We start from the raw sequence: 24553 nt of genomic DNA on the forward strand, positions 1-24553 counted from the left end.
GTTCGGGCGCCCAAAGATCGCGTGCCCGGCGGGGCGCCGGGGAAACTGGCCAGGAGGCGGCCCACCAGCGACGGGGGAGGAACCGATGTCCGAGACCGGCACACAGGTTCCGGCGACGGACGAGCATCACCGGCTGCGGCGCTCCCTGGGCTTCCGGGACCTGGTGGTCTACGGGCTGCTGTTCATCGCGCCCATGGCACCGGTCGGTGTGTTCGGCACCCTGGACGCCCGCTCGCACGGCGCGGTCGCCCTCGTGTATCTCGTCGCCACCGTCGCGATGGCCTTCACCGCGTTCTCGTACGCGCAGATGGTGCGGTTCGTGCCGCAGGCCGGCTCCGTCTTCGCGTACGCGCGCGTGGCGCTCGGGAAGGAGGCGGGGTTCGTCGCCGGGTGGATGGCGATGCTCGACTACCTGCTGATCCCCGCGGTCGCCTATCTGTTCTCCGGCATCGCCATGGAGGCGCTGGTCCCGGAGGTCTCGCGCTGGGTGTGGACGGCGCTCGCGGTCGTGGTGACGACGCTGCTCAACCTGTGGGGCGTACGGGTCGCCGCGCGCGTGGGCTTCCTGGTGCTGGCGCTGGAGATCGTGGTCCTGCTGGTGTTCGTCGTCTCGGCGGTCGTGGTGCTCGCGCGTGACGGAGCCGAGCGCGGCTGGCTGTCGCCGCTGTCCGGGGACGGCACCCAGGGCGGCTTCGCGCTGGGGGCCGTCCTCGGGGCGGTGTCCATCGCGGTGCTGTCGTATCTGGGCTTCGACGCGATCGCCTCCTTCGCGGAGGAGGTCACCGGCGGTGCGGAGAAGGTCGCCCGCGCGGTGCTGTTCTGCCTCGCCCTCGCGGGTGCGCTGTTCGTGACGCAGGCCTATCTGGTCGCTCTGCTGGAGCCGGTGCCCTCGGCCGGGCTGGCCGCCGATCCCGCGCGGCAGGGCGCCGCCTTCTATGACGCCGTGGACGTCTCCGTCGGCAGCTGGCTGCACGACCTGGTGGCGGTCAGCAAGGCCATCGGTGCCGCGTTCGCCGCGCTGGCCGGGCAGGCCGCGGCGGGGCGGCTGCTGTTCGCGATGGGCCGCGACGGACGGCTCCCGCGCGCGCTCGCCCGCACCGACGGCGGCGTGCCGCGCGTCGCGCTGTCCTGCGCGGCGGTGGTCACCCTGGTCGCCGCGGTGTGGGCGGCCCGCCGCGACGACGGCATGGACCACCTGGTCTCGGTCGTCGACATCGGCGCCCTGACCGCCTTCACGCTCCTGCACGCGAGCGTGGTGAGCTGGTTCGCCGTACGCCGCCGAGGAGGACCGGTCAGCTGGTGGCGGCATGTGCTGGTGCCGGTGGCCGGCGCGGCGATCACCGTCGCGGTGATCGTGGAGGCCTCCGGTACGGCCCAGGTGGTGGGCGCGATCTGGTGCGTGGTCGGGCTCGGGGTGCTGCTCGCCCAGCGGGCACGCCCGGCAGCGGGGTAGCAGCGCCCCGCCCCGCCGGGCCGGGCCGGATTGTCGGTGGTGGCCGTTACGCTCGGCGGCATGGCTGTGAACACGACTCCCGAGTCCCCGTTGCCCGTCGGCGAGGTGTCGCGGCTCATCGGTGGGTGGATCGACCGGCTCGGGGCGGTGTGGGTCGAGGGGCAGATCACGCAGTTGTCGCGGCGGCCCGGCGCCGGGGTCGTGTTCCTGACGCTGCGCGATCCGTCGTACGACATCTCGGTGAGCGTGACCTGCTACCGCCAGGTGTTCGACGCGGTGGCCGACGTGGTCAGCGAGGGCGCGCGGGTCGTGGTGCTCGCCAAGCCCGAGTGGTACGCGCCCCGGGGCCAGCTGTCGCTGCGGGCCGCCGAGATACGGCCCGTGGGCGTGGGCGAGCTGCTGGCGCGGCTCGAGCAGCTGAAGAAGGCGCTCGCGGGCGAGGGGCTGTTCGCGCCGGAGCGCAAGAAGCCGCTGCCCTTTCTGCCGCAGCTCATCGGCCTGGTCTGCGGGCGCGCCTCGGCCGCCGAGCGGGACGTGCTGGAGAACGCCCGGCACCGCTGGCCGGCCGTCCGCTTCGAGGTGCGCAACGTCCCCGTGCAGGGCGTGCACGCGGTGCCGCAGGTCGTGCAGGCGGTCAAGGAGCTGGACGCGCTCGACGAGGTCGACGTGATCATCGTGGCGCGCGGCGGCGGCAGCGTGGAGGACCTGCTGCCGTTCTCCGACGAGCAGCTGGTGCGGGCCGTCGCCGCCTGCCGTACGCCGGTGGTGTCGGCGATCGGCCATGAGCCGGACACCCCGCTGCTCGACTACGTCGCCGACCTGCGCGCCTCCACGCCCACCGACGCGGCCAAGAAGGTCGTGCCGGACGTCGGGGAGGAGCTGGAGCGGGTGCGGCAGCTGCGCGACCGGGCGCGGCGCTGCGTGGAGGGCTACCTCGCGCGCGAGGAGCGCGGGCTCGCCCATGCGCTGGCCCGTCCGTCGATAGAGGACCCGCACCGAATGGTCGAGGAGCGCGCCGACCAGGTGGACGCGCTGATGGAGCGGTCCCGGCGCTGCCTCGGCCATCTCCTGGACCGCGCCGACTCCGAGCTGACGCACACGCACGCGCGCGTGGTGGCCCTGTCCCCCGCGGCGACGCTCCAGCGCGGCTATGCGGTGCTCCAGCGGGCCGACGGGCATGTGGTGCGCGATCCGGGCGAGGTGTCGGCCGACGAGACGCTGCGGGCGCGGGTCGCCGAGGGCGAGTTCTCCGTACGAGTGGATGCATAGGGTGGGCGGATGACCAGCAAGGTGGATGAGGCGCTCGGCTACGAGCAGGCGCGCGACGAGCTGATCGAGGTCGTACGGCGGCTGGAGGCCGGCGGTACGACGCTCGAGGAGTCTCTCGCGCTGTGGGAGCGCGGCGAGGAGCTGGCCAAGGTGTGCCGGCGCTGGCTGGAGGGCGCCCGGGCGCGGCTGGACGCGGCGCTGGCGGCGGAGGATGACTCCGGCGGTGAGGACGCCGAGGGCGACGAGTAGCCCCGGGCATGAGCTGAGGCCCCCCTGCGTGCTGCCGGGGGCCTTCGTGTGGCCGCCCGTGTGTCCAGCGACCTCAAGAAGTCCGGCGGGTCACCTGACGACGTGCCGCTCAGCCCTGCTTCAGCGCCCGTGCCATTTCCGTCAGGCGGGCGAAGGAGGCCGTGCCGGTCACCATCGTGGTCGCGCCGTCCTCACCCTTGAGGACCAGCGCGTCGTAGCGGCCTCCAGTGTAGCGGACCCAGGTGCGGCCGCCGATCTGCTCGGTGGTCTGCGTCTCCTCGGCGCCCTGGCTGGCCCGGTCGACGAACGCGGCCTGCCGCTCGGTGGACTGCTCGACCGCCACGTACTCGCCGTCGGGGTCGTGGAAGCCCAGGTGCCAGGCGTCGAACTTGTCGCCGCGGAAGCGCACGGACGTGGCCTTCCAGGTGTTCGGCAGGCCCTCGGGCGCCGCCACCGGGTACGCGGCGGCGCGGCGCGCGGTCAGCAGCTCCACGCGGTAGTCGACGCGCTGGAGGTCGGGTTCCCTGTCCTCGTGCGGGATGAAGACGTAGACCACCAACGCCGCGAGGACGATGAGGCCCAGGGAAAGGATCATGTCCCGGGCCGACTTCTGCTTGCCGTACGTACCTGCCACGCCCCCTATGGTCGCAGGTGACCCCCTCTGCTCATCCGTGGGGCCCCCTGCTCAGTTTGTCGGCCTGACGATAGAGTCGTCAGGCACAACCCTCATCCGGCCGTCGTCGTATCAGAAAGGTGCGCTCCGATGACCGAGCATCATCACTTGCCGTCCGAGCTGGACGTCCCCTCCGAGGCCCCCGACCGCAACCTCGCCCTGGAACTCGTCCGGGTGACCGAAGCCGCCGCGATGGCCGCGGGACGCTGGGTGGGGCGCGGTGACAAGAACGGCGCCGACGGTGCCGCGGTGCGCGCCATGCGGACCCTCGTGTCGACCGTGTCGATGAACGGCGTGGTCGTCATCGGCGAGGGCGAGAAGGACGAGGCCCCGATGCTCTTCAACGGGGAGCGCGTCGGCGACGGGACCGGGCCCGAGGTGGACATCGCCGTCGACCCGATCGACGGCACCACGCTGACCGCCAAGGGCATGCCGAACGCGATCGCCGTCCTCGCGGCCACCGAGCGCGGGGCGATGTTCGACCCGTCGGCCGTGTTCTACATGGACAAGCTGGTCACCGGCCCCGAGGCCGCGGACTTCGTGGACATCGACGCTCCCGTGTCGGTGAACATCCGCCGGGTCGCCAAGGCCAAGCGGGCCACGCCGGAGGACGTGACCGTGGTCATCCTGGACCGGCCGCGGCACGAGGGCATCATCAACGAGATCCGGGAGACCGGCGCGCGCATCAAGCTGATCTCGGACGGTGACGTCGCCGGCTCGATCCTGGCGCTGCGCGAGGGCACGGGCGTAGACCTGCTGCTCGGCATCGGCGGTACGCCCGAGGGCATCATCTCGGCCTGTGCCGTGAAGTGCCTGGGCGGAACGATCCAGGGCAAGCTGTGGCCGAAGGACGACGAGGAGCGGCAGCGGGCGATCGACGCCGGGCACGACCTGGACCGCGTCCTGACCACCGAGGACCTCGTCACCGGGGAGAACGTGTTCTTCGTGGCGACCGGCATCACCGACGGTGAGCTGCTGCGGGGCGTGCGCTACCGGTCGGAGACGGCCACGACCGACTCGATCGTGATGCGGTCGAAGTCGGGGACGGTGCGCAGGATCGACTCCGAGCACCGGCTGAGCAAGCTGCGGGCGTACAGCGCGATCGACTTCGACCGGGCGAAGTAGCGCCGTGGGGGTTTGACGCCGCTTTCGGGTGCGGGTCGCGGGTGGTTGCTCGCGCAGTTCCCCGCACCCCTTGGGTACATGCCCCCAGCAGCATCACAAAGGGGCGCCCTCCTGTGCGGAGGAGGGCGCCCCTTCTCGTATGTGTCAGCCCGCCTGCGGTATGCGGGTCGCCGCCCGCGCCTTCTGGAGTTCCAGTTCGCGGCGGCGGCGCCGCGCCAGGACCACGCGGCGTTCGGCGGCGGTGAGGCCGCCCCAGACGCCGTAGGGCTCGGGCTGGAGGAGGGCGTGCTCGCGGCACTCGACCATGACGGGACAGCGGGCGCAGACCCGCTTGGCCGCCTCTTCGCGGGAGAGCCGGGCGGCGGTGGGTTCCTTGGAGGGAGCGAAGAACAGGCCGGCCTCGTCGCGCCGGCACACCGCCTCGGTGTGCCAGGGTGCGTCTTGGTCCCTGTCCCGCACCGGCACCCGCTGGGCCGGAACGGCAGCTACCTGCAGGGACGAATGCGGCGGTTGCAGCACGGTCTACTCCTGACGACGGCTTCGCGAGCGAGCGACGATGCAGCAAGGTCTACCCGCTGTGCGCGCGCCTATGCAGGGAGTTCACAACCGCCGGAAAGGACCGGTTCGCACCCGTCAATGACCGAGGTGCCTGCGCAAACTGCGGTCGACCTTGCGCTGGACGCGATCCAGGATGTCCGCGACGACCTTGCCGCGCCTGGGCCGCGCCTCCACATTGCCGAGCACGGCCCAGCCGTCGACGAAGACCACCGGCGCCTGCGGGTCGGTCGCGTCCAGCGGGGCCACCTCGAAGTTGCCGAGGACGCCGCCGCCGGTGCCGCGCAACGACACGTTCTCCGGGACGCGGATGTCGACGCTGCCGAACACCGAGAACGCCTTGATGACGACCTGCTGGTACTCGAACAGCGCCTCGCTGAGGTCGATCTCGACGCTGCCGAAGATCGCGTAGGCGTGGATACGGCGGCCCGCGCGCCAGCGGCCCTTGCGGACGGCGCTCGCGAACACCGCGACCACGTTGTCGTCCGGGTCGACCGGGATGGCGCCGGCCGTCGGGCGGTTCGGGGCGGTGTAGGCGGCTGTGTACGCGGAGGCGGTGCGGGGTGCGTGCGCCGCGGGCAGGTCCCGTATGAAGACGTCCAGGTCACCGACCGTGCGGGCGGCCAGGACGCCCTCGACGCGCTCGGCGTGCTCGTCGGCGGTCAGCCGGCCCTCGGCCAGGGCCTCGCGCAGGATGTCGGCGACGCGGTCGCGGTCGGCGTCGGAGGCGCGCAGCTCGGCTGCGGGTGCGGGGGCGGCGGTCCCGCCGCGAGGGTCCGCGGTCTGCTTCTGAAGGTCCACGACAGCAGCGTACCGAAACACGATAGATCGCGACACCCCTCGTGCGAGTGACCCCGCGCCGACGGGCGGCTGCCGACTGAGCCCTACCTCACAAGCTCGCTGTCGGTGGCAGGTTCTACGCTGGTGAGGCTCGCCAGCGTCGGCGGGCGCCGTCCGTCACAGTGAGGAATGGGCTGAGATGCCTGAGTTCGCGTACACCGATCTGCTCCCCATGGGAGAGGACACCACCCCGTACCGGCTGGTGACCTCCGAGGGTGTCTCCACCTTCGAGGCCGACGGGCGGACGTTCCTCAAGGTCGAGCCGGAGGCGCTGCGCAAGCTGGCCGAGGAGGCCATCCACGACATCCAGCACTACCTGCGCCCGGCGCACCTCGCCCAGCTGCGGCGGATCATCGACGACCCCGAGGCGTCGAGCAACGACAAGTTCGTCGCGCTGGACCTGCTGAAGAACGCGAACATCGCGGCCGCGGGCGTGCTGCCGATGTGCCAGGACACCGGCACGGCGATCGTGATGGGCAAGCGCGGGCAGAACGTTCTCACCGAAGGTGAGGACGAGAAGGCGCTCAGCAAGGGCATCTACGACGCCTACACCAGGCTGAACCTGCGCTACTCGCAGATGGCTCCGCTCACCATGTGGGAGGAGAAGAACACCGGCTCGAACCTGCCGGCGCAGATCGAGCTGTACGCCACCGACGGCGGCGCCTACAAGTTCCTGTTCATGGCCAAGGGCGGCGGCTCGGCCAACAAGTCGTTCCTCTACCAGGAGACGAAGGCCGTCCTGAACGAGGCCTCCATGATGAAGTTCCTGGAGGAGAAGATCCGTTCGCTGGGCACGGCCGCCTGCCCGCCGTACCACCTGGCGATCGTGGTCGGCGGTACGTCCGCCGAGTACGCGCTGAAGACCGCCAAGTACGCCTCCGCGCACTACCTGGACGAGATCCCCGCCGAGGGCTCACCGCTCGGGCACGGCTTCCGGGACAAGGAGCTGGAGGAGAAGGTCTTCGAGCTCACGCAGAAGATCGGCATCGGCGCGCAGTTCGGCGGCAAGTACTTCTGCCACGACGTCCGTGTGGTCCGGCTGCCCCGCCACGGCGCGTCCTGCCCGGTCGCCATCGCCGTGTCCTGCTCGGCCGACCGGCAGGCCGTCGCGAAGATCACCGCGGAGGGCGTGTTCCTGGAGCAGCTGGAGACGGACCCGGCGCGGTTCCTGCCGGACACGACCGAGGAGCACCTGGACGAGTCCTCCGACGTCGTGAAGATCGACCTCAACCAGCCGATGGACGACATCCTCGCCGAGCTGACGAAGTACCCGGTCAAGACGCGGCTGTCGCTGACGGGTCCGCTGGTCGTGGCCCGTGACATCGCGCACGCGAAGATCAAGGAGCGGCTGGACGCGGGCGAGGAGATGCCGCAGTACCTCAAGGACCACCCGGTGTACTACGCCGGTCCGGCGAAGACGCCCGAGGGGTACGCGTCGGGGTCCTTCGGGCCTACGACGGCCGGGCGCATGGACTCGTACGTGGAGCAGTTCCAGGCCGCGGGCGGCTCGAAGGTGATGCTCGCCAAGGGCAACCGCAGCAAGCAGGTCACCGACGCGTGTGGCTCGCACGGCGGCTTCTACCTCGGGTCCATCGGTGGTCCCGCGGCGCGGCTCGCGCAGGACTGCATCAAGAAGGTCGAGGTCGTCGAGTACGAGGAGCTCGGCATGGAGGCCGTCTGGAAGATCGAGGTCGAGGACTTCCCCGCCTTCATCGTCGTGGACGACAAGGGCAACGACTTCTTCCAGGACCCGGCGCCCGCGCCGACGTTCACCTCGATTCCGGTTCGGGGGCCTGGGCTGGCGTAAGCCTGCAGGTGCGGCCGGGGGTTCTTCGCCCCCGCCGCCCCTACCCCTCCCATCCCCAGGGGCTCCGCCCCTTCGGCCCCGCCAGGGGGCTGCGCCCCCTGGACCCCCATCGGCCTGAACGGCCTCGTCCTCAAACGCCGGACGGGCTTGAAGGTCAGCTGCCCAGCTGGAAGTCCAGCCGCTGGTAGTCCCCGTCGTCGCTGAAGTGGATCTGGCCGCTCGCCCCGCGGTAGTCGTCCGTGCCGCCGGTGACGGCCGCGTCGAACTCGGCGAGTGCGGCGGACTCGTCCAGCGGGACCGTCTGCAGGACCTGGGCGGTGAGCTGGCCGCCGGACAGGTCGAAGGTGCCGACGCACAGGATGTCCATCGGGTTGCCGGCGCGGACGACCGTGCAGACGACACCGTCGCGGCCGACCTGCTTGCCGCCCTTCTCGCGGAAGAGGTCGTCGGCGAAGGAGAAGGTGTCACCGACCTCCGGGGCCTGCTGCTCGCCCTGGTCGTCCTGTTCGCCGGGGACCTCCTTGGCGTACAGGGTGAAGTCGTCGTCCTGGGCCGAGGCGGGTCCGGCGACGACGAGGGTGCCCGCCGCGGCCAGCCCGGCCCCGAGCGCGACGAGGGTCCTGATGCTGCGGAGCATGATCTGCCTCCTGGTGTCGGCTCCCACTCCCACCCCCACTCCGATTCTCCGACGGTGAAGATCGCCCCGCGACGGGAACAGCTGTCACGTCCCGGATGCTGTGACAGGTGGAGGTGATCGGCAGTGGCCGACGAAGAGCAGGACTACCGGATCGAGCACGACTCCATGGGCGAGGTACGGGTCCCCGCCCACGCCAAGTGGCGGGCGCAGACCCAGCGCGCGATCGAGAACTTCCCCGTGTCCGGGCAGCGCATCGAGCGCGCGCACATCGAGGCGCTGGCCCGGATCAAGGGCGCCGCGGCGAAGGTCAACGCCGAGCTGGGGGTGCTGGACAAGGAGATCGCCGAGGCGGTCCAGGAGGCGGCCGCCGAGGTCGCCGAGGGGCGCTGGGACGACCACTTTCCGGTGGACGTGTTCCAGACCGGGTCCGGGACGTCGTCCAACATGAACACCAACGAGGTGATCGCGACCTTGGCGAGCGAGCGGCTCGGCCGGCCTGTGCACCCGAACGACCACGTCAACGCCTCCCAGTCGTCCAACGACGTCTTCCCCTCCTCGATCCACATCGCCGCCACGGCCGCCGTCACCCGCGATCTGATCCCGGCCCTGGAGCACCTCGCGGCCGCCCTGGAGCGCAAGGCCGAGGAGTTCGCCGACGTCGTCAAGTCCGGTCGTACGCATCTGATGGACGCCACGCCCGTCACGCTGGGCCAGGAGTTCGGCGGGTACGCCGCCCAGGTGCGCTACGGCGTCGAGCGGCTGACCGCGTCCCTGCCCCGGCTCGCCGAACTGCCGCTCGGCGGGACCGCCGTCGGCACCGGCATCAACACCCCGCCCGGCTTCTCCGCGGCCGTCATCGAGGAGGTCGCCCGGGTCACGGGGCTGCCGCTGACCGAGGCGCGCGACCACTTCGAGGCGCAGGGCGCGCGCGACGGGATCGTGGAGACCAGCGGGCAGCTGCGGACGATCGCGGTGGGCCTGACGAAGATCGCCAACGACCTGCGGTGGATGGCGTCCGGGCCGCGCACCGGCCTCGCCGAGATCACCCTGCCCGACCTCCAGCCCGGCTCCTCGATCATGCCGGGCAAGGTCAACCCGGTGATCCCGGAGGCGGTGCTGATGGTCGCCGCGCAGGTCACCGGCAACGACGCCGCCGTCGCCGTGGCCGGTGCCGCGGGCAACTTCGAGCTGAACGTGATGCTGCCGGTGATCGCCCGCAACGTCCTGGAGTCCGTACGGCTTCTGGCCAACGTCTCCCGGCTGCTGGCCGACCGCACCGTGGACGGCATCGCCGCGAACCGTGAACGGGCCCGCGAGTACGCCGAGTCGTCGCCGTCGGTGGTCACCCCGCTGAACAAGTACATCGGCTACGAGGAGGCCGCGAAGGTCGCCAAGAAGTCGCTCGCCGAGCGGAAGACCATCCGCCAAGTGGTCCTGGAGGGCGGCTACATCGAGCGCGGCGACCTCACCCTGGAGCAGCTCGACGCGGCGCTGGACGTGCTGCGCATGACCCGCCCCTGACCGCGAGGGCCGGCCCCGTACGAACCGTGACGCGCACCGCAGCGTCGTACCTCCGTGACACCTAATATCTGTGCATGGCAGACGGTGGAGCGGTGAGACGCGCAGCGGCGGGCGGTACGGCAGACGGCGCGGCGGCCTTCTGGGCGCCCGGGAGCCGGATCCTGTGGCGGTACCGGGAGAACGCCGGGGACGGGTTCCACATCGCGCGCCCCGTCACCGTCGTACGGGACGACGCCGACCTGCTCGCCGTGTGGCTGGCGCCCGGCACCGAGTGTGTGAAGCCGGTGCTGGCCGACGGCACGCCCGTGCACGTGGAACCGCTGGAGTCGCGCTACACCAAGCCGCGCACGGTGCAGCGCGACCGCTGGTTCGGCACGGGCGTGCTGAAGCTGGCCCAGCCGGGCCGGCCCTGGTCGGTGTGGCTGTTCTGGGAGCCGGGCTGGCAGTTCAAGAACTGGTACGTCAACCTCGAGGAGCCGCTGACCCGTTGGCAGGGCGGCGTGGACTCCGAGGACCACTTCCTGGACATCTCCGTGCATCCGGACCGCAGTTGGCACTGGCGGGACGAGGACGAGTTCGCGCAGGCGCAGCGCGACGGACTGGTCGACGCCGAACTGGCCGGGCGGGTCCGCGTGGCGGGCCACGACGCGGTGGAGGCGATCCGCTCGTGGGGCACTCCGTTCAAGGACGGCTGGCAGCACTGGCGCCCGGATCCGTCCTGGACGGTACCGTCTCTGCCGGACGACTGGGACCGTACGCCCGCGTACATGTCCTCATGAGACCCTTGATGCGCCCCCGGGCATGAAACGTAGGATCGTCCTCCGCAAGGGCGCGCGGGGGCAACCACCGGCGCGCACAGCGAGTCTGACCGGATGTCACCGAGGGGCGGCAGGGCGTGAGCGAGGGGTACGACGGCAACACCCGTGCGGGCCGCGGCAGGCCCGCCGGTGACACAGGAACAGTCTCTGACCACGCGGGAACTCCGTTCCTGGGGCACGTATTCCGGGTATCGGAATTTCTGCGGGAAGAACTGCACGCGCGGCGCGCAGCCCCGGACGGACGGATTTCATACGCGTGACGGAGAACCCGACCTCCTATGAACGCCCCCAGGCGGGCGTCGACCCCGCGGACCCCCGCGGGGCGCTCCTGCATACCCCGGCCACGGGCCGCACCCCGAGTTCCGGGTTACCGGCACAGGCCCGGTCCGGCTCCGGCGAGAGCACGCCTGCGGGTACGTCCGTGACGCCCGAGGGCGACGGCGGCCCGGAGCACTCCCAGCCGGCCTCCGCCGAGACGGGCACCCATCGCCCCCGCCCGGCGCCCGAGGCGATCCCCGCCCAGCCCGGCACCGACCCGGACGGCGCGGGGCGCGGTCCCGGCGGCAAGGAGCGGCGCAGCGGCGCGGGTGTGCCCGGCGGCCGGCCCACGCCGATGCGGCGCGACGGCGACCGGCTGCGGTTCGTGGGCGCGGCGACCCGGCGGATCGCCCGCGGCATCGACCTCGACGAGATCGTGATGGGGCTGTGCCGGGCGACGGTGCCGACCTTCGCCGACGCGATCCTGGTGTATCTGCGCGATCCGCTGCCGGTCGGCGACGAACGGCCCACCGGCCCGGTGGTGCTGCGGTTGCGCCGCACCGACCGCATACCCGAGGAGCGGGACACCGACGGCGGCCTCCTGCCCGCCCAGGCCCCGGAGCCGGCCGAACTGTCCTCGCTGACATCGGAGTTGTGCGAGGTGCGGCCCGGCGGGGCGCTCGCCGAGGTGCTGCGCGGGGTGCGGCCGGTGTTCGCCGACGCGCCCGCGGCCCGTGCCGCGCTGCCCGAACTCCTCGGCGACGACGGCGAGGCGATCGTGCCGGGCGGCCGCCGTGCGATCCTCGCGCCGCTGCGCGGCCGGCGCCGGGTGATCGGCGCGGCCGTCTTCCTGCGCCGCCCCGAGCGCATCCCGTTCGAGACCGACGATCTGCTGGTCGCGGCCCAGCTCGCCACGCACAGCGCGCTCGGCATCGACAAGGCGGTGCTGTACGGCCGTGAGGCGTACATCGCCGACGAGCTGCAGCGCACCATGCTCCCGGAGACCCTGCCGCGCCCCACGGGCGTCCGGCTGGCGTCCCGCTACCTCCCGGCGGCGGAGACCGCGCGGGTGGGCGGCGACTGGTACGACGCGATCCCGCTGCCGGGGTCGCGGGTGGCGCTGGTGGTCGGTGACGTCATGGGGCACTCCATGACGTCCGCGGCGATCATGGGCCAGCTGCGCACGACCGCGCAGACCCTCGCGGGGCTGGACCTGCCGCCGCAGGAGGTGCTGCACCACCTCGACGAGCAGGCGCAGCGCCTCGGCACGGACCGCATGGCTACCTGTCTGTACGCCGTCTACGACCCGGTCACCCATCGGATCACCATCGCCAACGCCGGGCATCCGCCGCCGGTCCTGCTGCATCTGGGCGGCCGGGCGGAGGTGCTGCGGGTGCCGCCGGGCGCGCCGATCGGCGTGGGCGGCGTCGACTTCGAGGCGGTCGAGCTGGACGCGCCCGCCGGGGCGACGCTGCTGCTGTACACCGACGGGCTGGTGGAGTCGCGGCTGCGGGACGTGTGGACCGGCATAGAGCAACTGCGCGAGCGCCTCGCCGCGACCGCGCAGTTGACCGGTCCTGATCATCCGCCTCCGCTGGAAGCGCTGTGCGACGAGGTGCTCGACATGCTCGGTCCCGGTGACCGGGACGACGACATCGCGCTGCTCGCCGCGCGGTTCGACGGGATCGCGCCGAGCGATGTGGCGTACTGGACGCTGGAGCCGGAGGACTCCGCGCCGAGCCGTGCGCGACGGCTGGCCCGGGGCGCGCTGGCGCGGTGGGAGCTGGAGGAGCTCACCGATTCGGTGGAGCTGCTGGTGAGCGAGGTCGTGACCAACGCCGTGCGGTACGCCTCGCGGCCGGTCACCCTGCGGCTGCTGCGCACGGACGTCCTGCGCTGCGAGGTGGGCGACGACGTGCCGCAGCTGCCCCGGCTGCGGCAGGCCCGGGCCACGGACGAGGGCGGGCGCGGGCTCTACCTCGTCAACAAGCTGGCCCGGCGGTGGGGTGCGACCCGGCTGAGCACCGGCAAGGTGGTGTGGTTCGAGCTGAACCGGAGTTGATCCCGCCCTTCGCGCAGGGGACATGGAGGGGGCCCGGCATCCGAGATGCCGGGCCCCCTCGTGTCTATTCGTCCAGGTTCCCCGGATCGGCCGGGTCCGGTGGGGTCTCCGTCGTCGGCGGGGCCGTCGTCGGGGGTGCCGTCGTGGGCGGGGCCGTCGTCGTGGGCGGCTGCGTCGTCGGCTCCTCGGTCGTCGGCGCGGTCGTCGGGGGCCGGGTCGTGGGGGCCTTCGTCGTCGGGGCCTGGGTCGTCGGCTCCTCGGACGGCGTCTCGCTGGGCTTCTGCGACGGAGTGACGGTCGGCGTCCAGGTGGGCTCGACCGCGGCGCCCTGGTCGGTCTCCAGGTCGAACTCGGTGACCTTGTCCATGACGCCGAAGGTGTACGCCGCCCAGATCTGCGCCGGGAAGCCACCGCCGTTGACCCGGTCCTCGCCACCGGCCTCGTACATCGGGACCTGCCGGTGCGGGGGCTTGTCGTCCTCGCCGAACAGGCCGACGGAGGTGACGAGCCTCGGGGTGTAGCCGGTGAACCAGGCCGACTTGTTGTTGTCGGAGGTGCCGGTCTTGCCCGCGACCTGCTGGCCGTCGCGCATCGGGTTGTCGCGCACGGACTGCTGGGCCGTACCGTCGTCGACCACACCGGTGAGGACGGACGTGACGGCGTCGGCGGTGTTGCGGCTGATGACCTGCTCGCCGATGGGGTCGGGGATCTGGACCGTGCGGCCCTTCTTCGACGCCGACTTGATGATGGTCGGGGTGACCTTCTCGCCGTGGTTGGCGAAGGTGGCGTAGATGCCGGCCATCTCCAGGGGGCTCGCGCCCATGGAGCCGAGGGTCTGGGCGGGCACGGCCTGCATGCCCTCCGTGTCCATGCCGAGCCGCTGGGCGGTGTCCATGACGGTGTCCATGCCGACGTCGACGCCCATCTGGGCGAAGACCGAGTTGACGGACTTGTTCATCGCGGTCTGGACCGTGATGTCGCCGTAGTCCTCCTCGTCCTCGTTCGGCGGCGCGAAGCCGACCTTGCGGCCGTCGTCCACGACCGGGCGGCGGCTGTCGCCGTCGTAGACCGTGCTCGCGGTGATCGGCTCGCCGTCCTGGGTCTCGGAGCCCTCCTCCAGGGCGGCGGCCAGGATGACCGGCTTGAAGGTGGAGGCGGGCTGGTACTCGCGGCGCGTGGCGTTGCTGAAGTAGTGCTTGAAGTAGTCGCGGCCGCCGTAGAGGGCGACGATCTTGCCCGTCCTGGGGTCGACGGAGACCGCGCCCGGCTGGACGTCGGCGTCGACCTCGCGCTCCTTCGGGTCGAGCTTGCCGAGCAGCTCCGTCTTGACGGCCTTCTCCAGCGCGGCCTGCTTCTTGGGGTCGATGTTCAGGGTGATGGTCCAGCCCTGCTGGTCGACCTGCGCCGCGGCCTCGGAGCGGGAGATGCCCTCCTCGGCCATCAGCCGGTCCTGGAGCTGGCGGTCGGCGAGGTCGATCAGGTAGCCCTTCTGGCCCTCCCGGCCGGGCGCGCCCTTGGGCTCCTTCGGCACCGGGAACTCCATGGACGCGCGCTCGGACGCGTCCAGCCAGTGCTCCTCGACCATGTTGTCCAGGACGTAGTTCCAGCGGTTGGTCACCAGCTTCTTGCTGGTGTCGGAGGCGGCCGCCCAGTCGTACTGGCTCGGTGCCTGGAGCAGCGCCGCGAGATAGGCGCCCTGCTCGACGCTGAGCTCCTCGGCGTCGACGCGGTAGTAGGCCTGGGCGGCGGCCTGGATGCCGTAGGCGCCGCGGCCGTAGTAGCTGGTGTTGATGTAGCCCGCGAGGATGTCGTCCTTGGACATCTTGCGGTCCACCTTGAGCGAGATCACCAGCTCCTTGAGCTTGCGGCTGACCGTCTGCTCCTGGCTGAGGTAGTAGTTCTTGACGTACTGCTGGGTGATCGTCGAGCCGCCCTGCTTGCCCTTGCCGGTGACGGTGTTGAGCAGGCCGCGGGCGGTGCCCTTCAGGTCGATGCCGGAGTCCTGGTAGAAGGACTTGTTCTCGGCGGCGACGAAGGTCTTCTGGACCGGCTCGGGGATCTCGGCGAGGTCGACGATCTCGCGGTTGACCTTGCCGTCGCGGGCCAGCATGGTGCCGTCGCTGAACTTGTAGATGTTGCTCTGGCGCTGGGCGGCCGGGTTGCCCTGGGGCACGTCCACGACCATGTAGAGGACGATGAACGCGCCGATGCCGAGCAGGCACAGGCCCAGGAACGTGCCGAGGATCTTCTTCCAGGTGAAGAACCGGCGTATGCCGCTCGGGCGGCCGGCCGCCCGCGACGAACGGCGGCGCCCCGGCGCCGCGCGGCGGCCACCGCGCTGTCGCGCTCGTCTGTCTTCCGCTCGTCCCATCAGTCCGTCTGCTCCGCTTCGGTCTCGGGTGTCACACACGTGCGCTCGCTCAGGTCAGCTCAGAAAGCTAACACCGGTTTATGTGACGAAGTCCGTCCGATCCGGTCCTTTCCGGACGTGACAATGAGCACCCACCTCATGGGAACCGACGTCCGAGAGGCCCTCAGGGTTGCCGTCTCGGCGAAAAGTGATATCACTTAGATAGACCGAAGCTAAGCACCACAGCAAGAGCAGAGATACGGGGGACCACCATGTCCGCACACACCTCGCCCGCCGCCGACGTACCCGAGATGCCCGAGCCGCGGGTGAGAGAGTTCGCCGCGCACAGCATCGGCGGCGGACTCGCGCTGCTGCTCGGCCTGTTCGGGCTGCTGGCCGGGGTCGCCATGGTGGTCGTCGCCGCCAGCGCCGTCTCCTCGGGCGGCGCCCAGGCAGCGCTGATCGTCCCCGGCGTCCTGATCGGCATCGCCGCCTTCTTCGCCATGTGCGGGCTGAACATGGTCGCGCCCGGCGAGGCCCGGGTCGTCCAGCTCTTCGGCCGCTACCGCGGCACCATCCGCCAGGACGGCCTGCGCTGGGTGAACCCGCTCACCTCCCGCACCAAGATCTCCACGCGGGTGCGCAACCACGAGACCGCCGTCCTGAAGGTCAACGACGCCTACGGCAACCCGATCGAGCTCGCCGCGGTCGTCGTCTGGCGGGTCGAGGACACCGCGCAGGCCACCTTCGAGGTCGACGACTACATCGAGTTCGTCTCCACCCAGACCGAGGCTGCCGTCCGGCACATCGCGATCGAGTACCCCTACGACGCCCACGACGAGGACGGCCTGTCGCTGCGCGGCAACGCCGAGGAGATCACCGAGAAGCTCGCCGTCGAACTGCACGCGCGCGTGGAGGCGGCCGGCGTGCAGATCATCGAGTCACGGTTCACGCATCTCGCGTACGCTCCCGAGATCGCCTCCGCGATGCTCCAGCGGCAGCAGGCCGGGGCGGTCGTCGCGGCGCGGCGGCAGATCGTGGACGGCGCGGTCGGCATGGTCGAGGCGGCGATCGCGCGGATCGAGGAGCAGGACATCGTGGAGCTCGACCCGGAACGGAAGGCGGCGATGGTGTCGAACCTGATGGTGGTGCTGTGCGGGGACCGCGCGGCCCAGCCGGTCCTCAACACCGGGACCCTCTACCAGTGAGCACCCCCTCCGAGGGGCCGGCCCCTCAGCGGCGGCCGCAGCAGCGCAAGCAGGTGCTGCTGCGGCTGGACCCGGCGGTGTACGAGGCGCTCGCGCGCTGGGCCTCGGACGAACTGCGGTCGGCCAACGGGCAGATCGAGTTCCTGCTGCGGCGCGCCCTCGCGGAGGCGGGGCGTCTGCCGGGCGAGGCCGGGCCGATCGCCCGCCGGGGCCGGCCGCCGCGCGGCGAGTAGCAGACCCGTGCCCGAGTAGCAGACCCGTGCCCATGTAGCGCGACTGTGACAATCGGCCCTGACCTGGGCCGCAGCACTCCCCGCAGGACAGTGCACACTCCGCGTATACATGGCGCGTATACATGGTGTGTAGAGTCGAGCCATGTCCATCGGTCACACCCTTCTCGGCCTGCTGGAGTCCGGCCCACGCCACGGCTACGACCTCAAGCGCGCCTTCGACGCGAAGTTCGGTCAGGACCGGCCGCTGCACTACGGCCAGGTCTACTCGACGATGTCCCGCCTGCTGAAGAACGGCCTTGTCGAGGTCGACGGCATCGAGGCCGGCGACGGCCCCGAGCGCAAGCGGTACGCCATCACCGACGCCGGCGTCACCGACGTCGCGCAGTGGCTCGCCACCCCGGAGAAGCCCGAGCCCTACCTTCAGTCGACCCTCTACACGAAGGTCGTCCTCGCGCTGCTCACCCATCGCGACGCGGCCGAGATCCTCGACACCCAGCGCTCGGAGCATCTGCGCATGATGCGCATCCTCACCGACCGCAAGCGCAAGGGCGACCTCGCCGACCAGCTGATCTGCGACCACGCCCTGTTCCATCTGGAGGCCGACCTGCGCTGGCTGGAGCTGACCGCCGCGCGCCTCGACAAGCTGGCGGAGGCGGTGGTGGCCCAGTGACCGCCCCCGCCGGCGCCCTGCTCGTGGCCGAGGGGCTGCACAAGACGTACGGGCCGACGACGGCGCTGGACGGCGCCGGGTTCTCCATCCACCCGGGCGAGGTCGTCGCCGTCATGGGCCCCTCCGGGTCCGGCAAGTCGACCCTGCTGCACTGCCTCGCCGGGATCGTCCCGCCCGACGCCGGGTCGATCCTCTACGCGGGCCGCGAGATGGCCACCATGAGCGACTCCGAGCGCAGCGCGCTGCGCCGCAGCGAGTTCGGGTTCGTGTTCCAGTTCGGCCAGTTGGTGCCCGAGCTGAGCTGCGTCGAGAACGTGGCCCTTCCGCTGCGCCTGAACGGCACGCCCCGCAGGACCGCCGAACGCGCGGCACGGGAGTGGATGGCCCGCCTGGAGGTCGACGACATCGCGGGCAAGCGGCCCGGCGAGGTCTCCGGCGGCCAGGGCCAGCGCGTCGCCGTCGCCCGCGCGTTGGTGACCGGCCCGCGGGTGCTGTTCGCCGACGAGCCGACCGGCGCACTCGACTCCCTCAACGGCGAGCGGGTGATGGAGCTGCTCACGGAGGCGGCCCGGTCCACCAACGCGGCCGTCGTGCTGGTCACGCACGAGGCGCGGGTCGCCGCCTACTCCGACCGCGAGATCGTCGTACGGGACGGCAGGTCGCGGGACATGGAGCGGATCGTATGAACCTGCGCCAGTGGTCCAGGGACCTGGGCCTGGGCTTCCGCTTCGCGTTCGGCGGCGGGCGGGAGGGGTGGACCCGCACCCTGCTCACCGCCGTCGGCGTCGGGCTCGGCGTGGCGGTGCTGCTGCTCACGACCGCGATCCCGAACGCGCTCGCGGTCCGGCACGAGCGGGAGGCCGCCCGCTCGGACCTCCTGTTCAACCAGACCGAGCTGACGAAGAGCGCCGACAACACCCTGCTCCTCCTGCAGACCTACACGATCTTCCGCGACAAGGACGTACGAGGACGGGTGCTGGAGCCCGAGGGGCCGCGCGCTCCCCTGCCGCCGGGGGTCGAGAAGTTCCCCGGCGTGGGCGAGATGGTGGTCTCCCCCGCGCTGAAGCGGCTGCTGGAATCGAACGACGGCAAGCTGCTGCGTGAGCGGCTGCCGCAACGGATCACCGGCACCATCGCGGAGGAGGGCCTGGTCGGCTCGGCCGAACTCGCCTACTACGCGGGCGGGGAGGGGCTGGAGGCGCGGCTGGACTCCGGCGCGTCCCGTCTCGACCGCTTCGGTGATCCGCTGCCGTCGTCGGAGCGGATGGACCCGGTGCTGCTCCTGCTGCTCCTGGTCGTGGTGGTGGTGCTGCTGATGCCGGTCGGTGTCTTCATCGCCACCGCCGTACGGTTCGGCGGTGAGCGCCGGGACCGGCGGCTCGCGGCGCTGCAGGCTGGTCGGCTCCGACAGCCGGATGACCCGGCGGGTGGCCGCGGGCGAGGCGATGGCCGGGTCCCTGCTGGGCCTCGTCTTCGGCACCGGCTTCTTCCTGCTCGGCAGGCAGTGGGCGGGGTCGGTGGAGGTGTTCCACTTCAGCGCGTTCCCGAGCTATCTCGACCCCTCGCCGGTGCTGGCGCTGCTGGTCGCCGTCGCCGTACCGGCCGCCGCGGTGCTGGTCACCCAGTTCGCGCTGCGCGGTGTGGTGATCGAACCGCTCGGTGTGGTGCGCACCGCCCGCCCGGCGCGGCGCCGGCTGTGGTGGCGGCTGCTGCTGCCGCTGGCGGGTCTCGCGATGCTCTACCCGATGATCGGCAACGGCCGTGACAACGGCGAGTTCAACCAGTACCTCGTCACCGGCGGCGTGCTGTTGCTGCTGGTCGGCGTGACCGCGCTGCTGCCGTGGGTCGTCGAGGCGGTCGTCGCCCGGCTCGGCGCCGGCGGTGTGTCCTGGCAACTGGCCGTACGACGGCTGCAGTTGAGCAGCGGCACCGCGGCCCGCATGGTCAACGGCATCGCGGTTGCCGTGGCCGGGGCGATCGCCCTGCAGATGCTGTTCGCGGGCGTCGACGACGACTACACCCAGGAAACCGGCCAGGACGTCTCCCGCGTCCAGATGCAGGTGTCCGTGCCGGAGGGGATGCCGCTGGCGGCGGCCCGAGCCCGGTTCGAGGCCACCGAGGGCGTACAGCGGGTGTACGGCTTCTCCGAGGGCTACCTCGGCGACCGCCCCGACGGGCCCGAGCGGATGACGCCGGTGACGGTGGGCGACTGCGTGTCCCTGCGCGAACTGGCCGCGCTGCCCTCCTGCCGTGACGGCGACTCCTTCGTCCTGCGGGGCGGGGAGTTCGACGAGGACACCCCGGTCATGGTCAAGCAGGGCCGGACGCTGTACTTCGAGGAGACGTCCGAGGAGCGGCGGGCCGAGCCGGTCGCCTGGCCCGTGCCGCGCGACCTCGAACAGGCGCGCTCGATCCCGGACCCCAACGGCATCCGCCGCGGCGGCATCCTGCTGACGCCGGGCGCACTGCCGAGCGCGGCCGCCTCCTTCGTGCCCGGGCAGCTGTATCTGCGGCTGGACGAGTCGGTGCCGGACGTGCGCGAGTACGTCCGCAACACGGCGGCCCGGATGGACCCCTACGCCCAGCCGATGACCTGGGTCGACACCAAGCAGAACAACCGCTTCACCGCGATCCGCCGGGGCCTGTTCGTCGGGGCCGCGTGTGTGCTGGCGCTGATCGGGCTGAGCTTGCTGGTGTCCCAGCTGGAGCAACTGCGCGAGCGGCGGAAGCTGTTGTCGTCGCTGGTCGCCTTCGGCACGAGGCGCTCGACGCTGAGTCTGTCCGTGTTGTGGCAGACGGCTGTGCCGATCGCGCTGGGGCTCGTTCTGGCGTGTGTGGTGGGGCTGACGCTGGGGGCGGTGCTGTTGCGGATGGCTGCGGCGTCGGTCCGGGTGGACTGGGCGAGTGTGCTGGCGATGACCGGGATCGGGGCCGGGGTGGTGCTGGTGGTGACGTTGCTCAGCCTGCCGCCACTGCTTCGGCTCATGCGACCGGATGGGCTTCGCACCGAGTAACCCAGGGGCGCGGGGAACTGCGCGACCAGCCACGACGGCGCAGCAGACGAGGTCACTCGCCCCGTTCCATCACTCGAACGGGCAAGGGACTCAACGCCTCCCGCAGGGCCGTTGCCAGTTCCTGGTACTCCTCCCCCCGCGCCGCCCCCGCCCGCATCGCCAACGCGATACGGCGGGTGGGGGCGGGCTCCGCGAAGTAGCCCGTGAGGAGCTGGTTGCTGCGGCTGGTCTCGACCTTCACGGCCGTGCGGGGCAGGAGGGTGCAGCCCAGGCCCCCCGCCACCAGCTGGACCAGCGTGGACAGGCCGGCCGCGGTCGTCGTCACGTCGGCGTCCTCGCGGCCGGCCTCGCGGCAGATGTCGAGGGCCTGGTCGCGCAGGCAGTGGCCCTCGTCGAGGAGCAGCAGGTTGAGCTCCTTGAGGGCCTCGCGCGGGATGCCCTCGCGGCCGCCGAGCCAGTGGTCGAGGGGGGTGACGAGGACGAAGTCCTCGTCGAAGAGGGGGAGTTCGACGACGCCCTGCACACCGAGCGGCACGGCCAGCAGGAGCAGGTCGAGGCGGCCGCTGTTCAGGCCCTCGACCAGGCTCGCGGTCTGCTCCTCGTGAACCTGGAGGTCGAGGTGCGGATAGCGGTCGTGGACCAGGCGCAGGACCGTCGGGAGGAGGTACGGCGCGACGGTGGGGATGACACCGAGGCGCAGGGCTCCGGTGAAGGGGGCGCGGACCGCCTCGGCCTCCTCCAGGAGTGCGCCGACCTCGGCGAGGACGGCCCGGGCCCGGATCGCGAGGCGCTCACCCGCGGGTGTGAGCAGCACCTTGCGCGTCGTACGCTCGACAAGGGTCACGCCGAGGACCTCCTCCAGCGCGGACACGGCGCCGGACAGGGCGGGCTGGCTCATGCCGATCGCGGTGGCCGCGTCCCGGAAGTGCAGGTGCTCGGCCACGGCCGCGAAGGCCCGCAGTTGGGACAGACTGGGCTGGCGCCTCTTGGCCCCGGCGACACTCACCGTCACTGATAACCACCTCCGATCAACACGTCCGAGTGTAGCTATTTCCGTAATCAATGCTGCCTGTGCCAACATCGACAGCGTCCAACCCATGGGAAACGCCCCCAAAAAGGGTGCTTCCTCGCTGCAAGGAGAGCGTGTGCTCACTGTCGGTGACAAGTTCCCCGAGTTCGAACTGACCGCCTGCGTCTCGCTGGACAAGGGCGCGGAGTTCGAGCAGATCAACCACAAGTCCTACGAGGGCAAGTGGAAGGTCGTCTTCGCGTGGCCTGCCGATTTCACCTTCGTGTGCCCGACGGAGATCGCGGCCTTCGGCAAGCTGAACGAGGAGTTCGCCGACCGCGACGCCCAGATCCTCGGCTTCTCCGGTGACTCCGAGTACGTGCACCACGCCTGGCGCAAGGACCACGACGACCTGCGCGAGCTGCCCTTCCCGATGCTGGCCGACACCCGGCACGAGCTGATGCGCGACCTCGGCATCGAGGGCGAGGACGGCTTCGCCAAGCGCGCCGTCTTCATCGTCGACCCGAACAACGAGATCCAGTTCTCCATGGTGACCGCCGGCTCCGTCGGCCGTAACCCCAAGGAGGTCCTGCGGGTCCTGGACGCCCTGCAGACCGACGAGCTGTGCCCGTGCAACTGGAGCAAGGGCGACGAGACCCTGGACCCGGTCAAGCTGCTGGCCGGTGAGTGAGGCATGTCCCTCGACTCCCTCAAGTCCCGGATACCGGACTACGCCAAGGACCTGAAGCTCAACCTGGGCTCGGTCATCGGCAATTCCGACCTGCCGGCGCAGCAGCTGTGGGGCACGGTGCTGGCCACCGCCATCGCCTCGCGCTCCCCCATCGTGCTGCGTGAGCTGGAGCCGGAGGCCAAGGCGAACCTGACGCCCGAGGCGTACCAGGCCGCCAAGTCCGCCGCCGCGATCATGGCGATGAACAACGTGTTCTACCGGACGCGCCACCTGCTCTCGGACCACGAGTACGGGAACCTGCGCGCCGGTCTGCGGATGAACGTCATCGGCAACCCCGGCGTCGACAAGGTCGACTTCGAGCTGTGGTCCTTCGCCGTCTCCGCCATCAACGGCTGCGGGATGTGCCTGGACTCGCACGAGCAGGTGCTGCGCAAGGCGGGCCTGGAGCGCGAGGTCGTCCAGGAGGCCTTCAAGATCGCCTCGGTGGTCCAGGCCGTCGGCGTCACCCTCGACGCCGAGGCCGTCCTCGCCGAGTGACGGCAGTTCTACGAGGCCCCGTTCACCCTTCCTGGTGAGCGGGGCTCTCGCTTGCCCGGGCTACGGACGTGTCGGCCGGCGAGGCGTCCAGTGCGGTCGCGCCCCGGGGCTCGGCGGCGTGCAGCAGGGTCCGTTCGTGCGAGTAGGCGCGGAGATAGGCGACCACGGTGTTCGTCACGGCCACCAGCGGCACCGCGACCACGGCGCCGCCGATCCCGGCCACCATGCCGCCCGCGGCCACCGACAGCACGACCGCCAGCGGATGCACCCGCACGGCCCGGCCGAGGATGAACGGCTGCAGGATGTGCCCCTCGATCTGCTGCACGGCGAGCACCACGGCCAGCACCATCACGGCCGTGAACACGCCGTGCGTCACCAGCGCCACCACCACCGCCAGCGCGCCCGAGACCACCGCGCCGACCAGCGGGATGAAGGCGAACAGAAAGATGAACACCGCCAGCGGCACCGCCATCGGCACATCGAGGAAGTAGATGCCGAGGCCGATGAAGATCGCGTCGATCAGGGCGACCACCACCGTGCCCCGCACATACGCCGTCAGCGTCCGCCAGGCCCGCGGACCGGCCCCCGCCACACCTGGCCGGGCCGCCGCCGGGACGAGCTTGAGCGTCCACTCCCAGATGCGCCGGCCGTCGTAGAGCAGGAACAGCGTCGAGAAGACGGTCAGCAGGATGCCGGTCAGTGCCTCGACGACGACCGTGACGCCCTCCAGGCCCGCCGAGGTGATCTGGTCGGTGTTGGCGCCGACCGCCTCGCGCAGGTTCTTGGCGATCTCGTTGATCTGCTTGTCGGTGACATGGAACGGGCTGTCCAGCAGCCAGCGCCGCAGCTCGTCGATGCCGTCCTGGACCTGGTCGGAGAGGTCGTCGATGTTCTCCATGACCTGCCAGGTCACGAACCACCCGATCAGGCCCATGATGACGAAGCCGAGGATCGCGGTGAGCGCGGTCGCCGGGCCGCGCGGTACGCCGTGCCGGCGCAGCCAGGCCACAGAGGGCTGGAGCAGCGCGGTCATCAGCAGCGCGGCGACGAAGGCGAGCACCACCAGCTGTACGGCGCTGATGACCCGCATCAGCACCCAGAGCGTGCCGGCCAGCACCAGCAGCCGCCAGCCGGCCTCGGCGGCGACGCGCATGCCCCAGGGCACCGCCTGCGCCGGGTCGGGGCGGGGGCCCGCGACCGGCGGATGCGCGGGCGGGGCCGGCCGTTGCATGAGTTCACCGTCCTGAGCGGGCCGGTGCTCGGCGTGCCCGGCGTGCTCCTGCTCCGCCTCGGCGCGCCGCTCGTCCAACCGCTGTCCCATCTCGGTCAGGCCCGACCCGATCCGGCCCAGCCAGCCTGGCACTCGCGACATGATCCGTCCTCTTCCCCCGTCTTTCCCCACCACTCCCCCGGAGTCGTCGCGTCCGACCGTACAGGGCGAAAGCCCCTCTCCGTTAAGACGGGGAGGGGCTTCGAAGGGTTGAGCACGGCGACGCCCCGGAAGGGGCGCGGGGAACTGCGCGACAAGCCACCACGAGAGCCGCGGACGATCGACGGCCTCGAAACGGATCGAC

Annotated in this window: 21 protein-coding genes and 1 pseudogene; 15 read left to right on the forward strand and 7 right to left on the reverse strand. The window is 71.3% G+C overall.

The features are described 5' to 3' along the window. Window positions 1–85 precede the first annotated feature (85 nt). Genes RKD23_RS13600 through RKD23_RS13610 form a run of 3 tightly spaced genes read left to right on the forward strand, consistent with a single transcriptional unit; the run spans window position 86 to window position 2971 of the window. The gene (locus tag RKD23_RS13600; protein ID WP_424853922.1) at window positions 86–1453 is read left to right on the forward strand and encodes an APC family permease; all 1368 of its coding nucleotides are present in this window, start codon (window positions 86–88) and stop codon (window positions 1451–1453) included. Between the two features lie 60 nt (window positions 1454–1513). Further along, window positions 1514–2722, forward strand: a complete 1209-nt coding sequence (xseA, locus tag RKD23_RS13605) for an exodeoxyribonuclease VII large subunit (protein WP_404042480.1) — start codon at window positions 1514–1516, stop codon at window positions 2720–2722. Window positions 2723–2731: 9 nt separating this feature from the next. Beyond that, window positions 2732–2971 (forward strand): exodeoxyribonuclease VII small subunit, encoded by a 240-nt coding sequence (locus tag RKD23_RS13610; protein ID WP_424853923.1) that lies wholly within the window; start codon window positions 2732–2734, stop codon window positions 2969–2971. A gap of 109 nt (window positions 2972–3080) precedes the next feature. Here the strand turns inward: RKD23_RS13610 and RKD23_RS13615 are convergent, their stop codons facing one another. After that, the gene (locus RKD23_RS13615) at window positions 3081–3605 is read right to left on the reverse strand and encodes a DUF4245 domain-containing protein (protein WP_424853924.1); all 525 of its coding nucleotides are present in this window, start codon (window positions 3603–3605) and stop codon (window positions 3081–3083) included. A 129-nt stretch (window positions 3606–3734) separates the two neighbouring features. Here RKD23_RS13615 and glpX point away from each other — a divergent pair, with 129 nt between their 5' ends. Continuing rightward, window positions 3735–4769: a class II fructose-bisphosphatase gene (glpX, locus tag RKD23_RS13620; RefSeq protein WP_404042483.1), complete on the forward strand. Its 1035-nt coding sequence runs from the start codon at window positions 3735–3737 to the stop codon at window positions 4767–4769. 144 nt (window positions 4770–4913) lie between these two features. On the opposite strand, the gene RKD23_RS13625 is transcribed toward glpX, so the two are convergent. Beyond that, window positions 4914–5288 carry a WhiB family transcriptional regulator gene (locus RKD23_RS13625; RefSeq protein WP_404042484.1) on the reverse strand — a complete coding sequence of 125 codons (375 nt, stop codon included), beginning with the start codon at window positions 5286–5288 and terminating at the stop codon, window positions 4914–4916. Window positions 5289–5402: 114 nt separating this feature from the next. Next, on the reverse strand, window positions 5403–6125 hold the full coding sequence (locus RKD23_RS13630) for a DUF1707 SHOCT-like domain-containing protein (protein ID WP_424853925.1): 723 nt from the start codon (window positions 6123–6125) through the stop codon (window positions 5403–5405). Between the two features lie 178 nt (window positions 6126–6303). Here RKD23_RS13630 and RKD23_RS13635 point away from each other — a divergent pair, with 178 nt between their 5' ends. Beyond that, window positions 6304–7971, forward strand: coding sequence for a fumarate hydratase (locus tag RKD23_RS13635; RefSeq protein WP_424853926.1), 1668 nt, complete (start codon window positions 6304–6306; stop codon window positions 7969–7971). 154 nt (window positions 7972–8125) lie between these two features. On the opposite strand, the gene RKD23_RS13640 is transcribed toward RKD23_RS13635, so the two are convergent. Next, the gene (locus RKD23_RS13640; protein WP_424853927.1) at window positions 8126–8608 is read right to left on the reverse strand and encodes an allene oxide cyclase barrel-like domain-containing protein; all 483 of its coding nucleotides are present in this window, start codon (window positions 8606–8608) and stop codon (window positions 8126–8128) included. Window positions 8609–8731: 123 nt separating this feature from the next. On the opposite strand from RKD23_RS13640, the gene RKD23_RS13645 reads away from it, so the two are divergent. The 3 genes from RKD23_RS13645 (at window position 8732) to RKD23_RS13655 (ending at window position 13267) form a co-directional block, all read left to right on the forward strand. Further along, a complete protein-coding gene (locus RKD23_RS13645) occupies window positions 8732–10129 on the forward strand; it encodes a class II fumarate hydratase (RefSeq protein WP_424853928.1) in 1398 nt (465 codons plus the stop codon). A 74-nt stretch (window positions 10130–10203) separates the two neighbouring features. Then, window positions 10204–10908, forward strand: coding sequence for a cytidylyl-2-hydroxypropylphosphonate hydrolase (fomD, locus tag RKD23_RS13650; RefSeq protein ID WP_424853929.1), 705 nt, complete (start codon window positions 10204–10206; stop codon window positions 10906–10908). 295 nt (window positions 10909–11203) lie between these two features. Beyond that, window positions 11204–13267, forward strand: a complete 2064-nt coding sequence (locus tag RKD23_RS13655; protein ID WP_424853930.1) for a SpoIIE family protein phosphatase — start codon at window positions 11204–11206, stop codon at window positions 13265–13267. 64 nt (window positions 13268–13331) lie between these two features. Here the strand turns inward: RKD23_RS13655 and RKD23_RS13660 are convergent, their stop codons facing one another. Further along, window positions 13332–15638 carry a transglycosylase domain-containing protein gene (locus RKD23_RS13660; protein WP_424853931.1) on the reverse strand — a complete coding sequence of 769 codons (2307 nt, stop codon included), beginning with the start codon at window positions 15636–15638 and terminating at the stop codon, window positions 13332–13334. Between the two features lie 251 nt (window positions 15639–15889). On the opposite strand from RKD23_RS13660, the gene RKD23_RS13665 reads away from it, so the two are divergent. The 5 genes and pseudogenes from RKD23_RS13665 to RKD23_RS13685 all read left to right on the forward strand — a co-directional run bounded on the left by RKD23_RS13665 (window position 15890) and on the right by RKD23_RS13685 (window position 20742). Beyond that, window positions 15890–16825: an SPFH domain-containing protein gene (locus tag RKD23_RS13665; RefSeq protein ID WP_424853932.1), complete on the forward strand. Its 936-nt coding sequence runs from the start codon at window positions 15890–15892 to the stop codon at window positions 16823–16825. Next, window positions 16771–17058: a hypothetical protein gene (locus RKD23_RS13670; protein ID WP_424853933.1), complete on the forward strand. Its 288-nt coding sequence runs from the start codon at window positions 16771–16773 to the stop codon at window positions 17056–17058. The genes RKD23_RS13665 and RKD23_RS13670 overlap by 55 nt, the downstream gene beginning before the upstream one ends. A 142-nt stretch (window positions 17059–17200) precedes the next feature. After that, window positions 17201–17728, forward strand: a complete 528-nt coding sequence (locus RKD23_RS13675) for a PadR family transcriptional regulator (protein WP_424853934.1) — start codon at window positions 17201–17203, stop codon at window positions 17726–17728. Then, complete coding sequence (locus tag RKD23_RS13680; protein WP_424853935.1) at window positions 17725–18414, forward strand: ABC transporter ATP-binding protein; 690 nt, start codon at window positions 17725–17727, stop codon at window positions 18412–18414. The genes RKD23_RS13675 and RKD23_RS13680 overlap by 4 nt, the downstream gene beginning before the upstream one ends. Continuing rightward, window positions 18411–20742 (forward strand): annotated as a pseudogene (locus RKD23_RS13685) (ABC transporter permease). Before RKD23_RS13680 ends, RKD23_RS13685 begins: the two are co-directional and overlap by 4 nt. A 52-nt stretch (window positions 20743–20794) precedes the next feature. On the opposite strand, the gene RKD23_RS13690 reads toward RKD23_RS13685, so the two are convergent. Next, window positions 20795–21754 carry a LysR substrate-binding domain-containing protein gene (locus tag RKD23_RS13690; protein WP_424853936.1) on the reverse strand — a complete coding sequence of 320 codons (960 nt, stop codon included), beginning with the start codon at window positions 21752–21754 and terminating at the stop codon, window positions 20795–20797. Window positions 21755–21887: 133 nt separating this feature from the next. Between RKD23_RS13690 and RKD23_RS13695 the strand changes: the two genes are divergently transcribed. After that, complete coding sequence (locus tag RKD23_RS13695; RefSeq protein WP_404042498.1) at window positions 21888–22442, forward strand: peroxiredoxin; 555 nt, start codon at window positions 21888–21890, stop codon at window positions 22440–22442. 3 nt (window positions 22443–22445) lie between these two features. After that, the gene (locus tag RKD23_RS13700) at window positions 22446–22979 is read left to right on the forward strand and encodes an alkyl hydroperoxide reductase (RefSeq protein ID WP_404042499.1); all 534 of its coding nucleotides are present in this window, start codon (window positions 22446–22448) and stop codon (window positions 22977–22979) included. 22 nt (window positions 22980–23001) lie between these two features. Here the strand turns inward: RKD23_RS13700 and RKD23_RS13705 are convergent, their stop codons facing one another. After that, a complete protein-coding gene (locus RKD23_RS13705; protein ID WP_424853937.1) occupies window positions 23002–24351 on the reverse strand; it encodes an AI-2E family transporter in 1350 nt (449 codons plus the stop codon). Window positions 24352–24553 lie beyond the last annotated feature (202 nt).

The organism is Streptomyces sp. SAI-170 (genome assembly GCF_049739565.1).
In the GTDB taxonomy this organism is placed as follows: Bacteria; Actinomycetota; Actinomycetes; order Streptomycetales; family Streptomycetaceae; genus Streptomyces.

What these genes read in the sequence shown, in the direction of transcription:
- RKD23_RS13600 (WP_424853922.1), top strand. Translation starts at nt 86, where the DNA reads ATGTCCGAGACCGGCACACAGGTTCCGGCGACGGACGAGCATCACCGG.
- xseA (WP_404042480.1), top strand. Translation starts at nt 1,514, where the DNA reads ATGGCTGTGAACACGACTCCCGAGTCCCCGTTGCCCGTCGGCGAGGTG.
- RKD23_RS13610 (WP_424853923.1), top strand. Translation starts at nt 2,732, where the DNA reads ATGACCAGCAAGGTGGATGAGGCGCTCGGCTACGAGCAGGCGCGCGAC.
- glpX (WP_404042483.1), top strand. Translation starts at nt 3,735, where the DNA reads ATGACCGAGCATCATCACTTGCCGTCCGAGCTGGACGTCCCCTCCGAG.
- RKD23_RS13635 (WP_424853926.1), top strand. Translation starts at nt 6,304, where the DNA reads ATGCCTGAGTTCGCGTACACCGATCTGCTCCCCATGGGAGAGGACACC.
- RKD23_RS13640 (WP_424853927.1), bottom strand. Translation starts at nt 8,608, where the DNA reads ATGCTCCGCAGCATCAGGACCCTCGTCGCGCTCGGGGCCGGGCTGGCC.
- fomD (WP_424853929.1), top strand. Translation starts at nt 10,204, where the DNA reads ATGGCAGACGGTGGAGCGGTGAGACGCGCAGCGGCGGGCGGTACGGCA.
- RKD23_RS13660 (WP_424853931.1), bottom strand. Translation starts at nt 15,638, where the DNA reads ATGGGACGAGCGGAAGACAGACGAGCGCGACAGCGCGGTGGCCGCCGC.
- RKD23_RS13665 (WP_424853932.1), top strand. Translation starts at nt 15,890, where the DNA reads ATGTCCGCACACACCTCGCCCGCCGCCGACGTACCCGAGATGCCCGAG.
- RKD23_RS13675 (WP_424853934.1), top strand. Translation starts at nt 17,201, where the DNA reads ATGTCCATCGGTCACACCCTTCTCGGCCTGCTGGAGTCCGGCCCACGC.
- RKD23_RS13700 (WP_404042499.1), top strand. Translation starts at nt 22,446, where the DNA reads ATGTCCCTCGACTCCCTCAAGTCCCGGATACCGGACTACGCCAAGGAC.
- RKD23_RS13705 (WP_424853937.1), bottom strand. Translation starts at nt 24,351, where the DNA reads ATGTCGCGAGTGCCAGGCTGGCTGGGCCGGATCGGGTCGGGCCTGACC.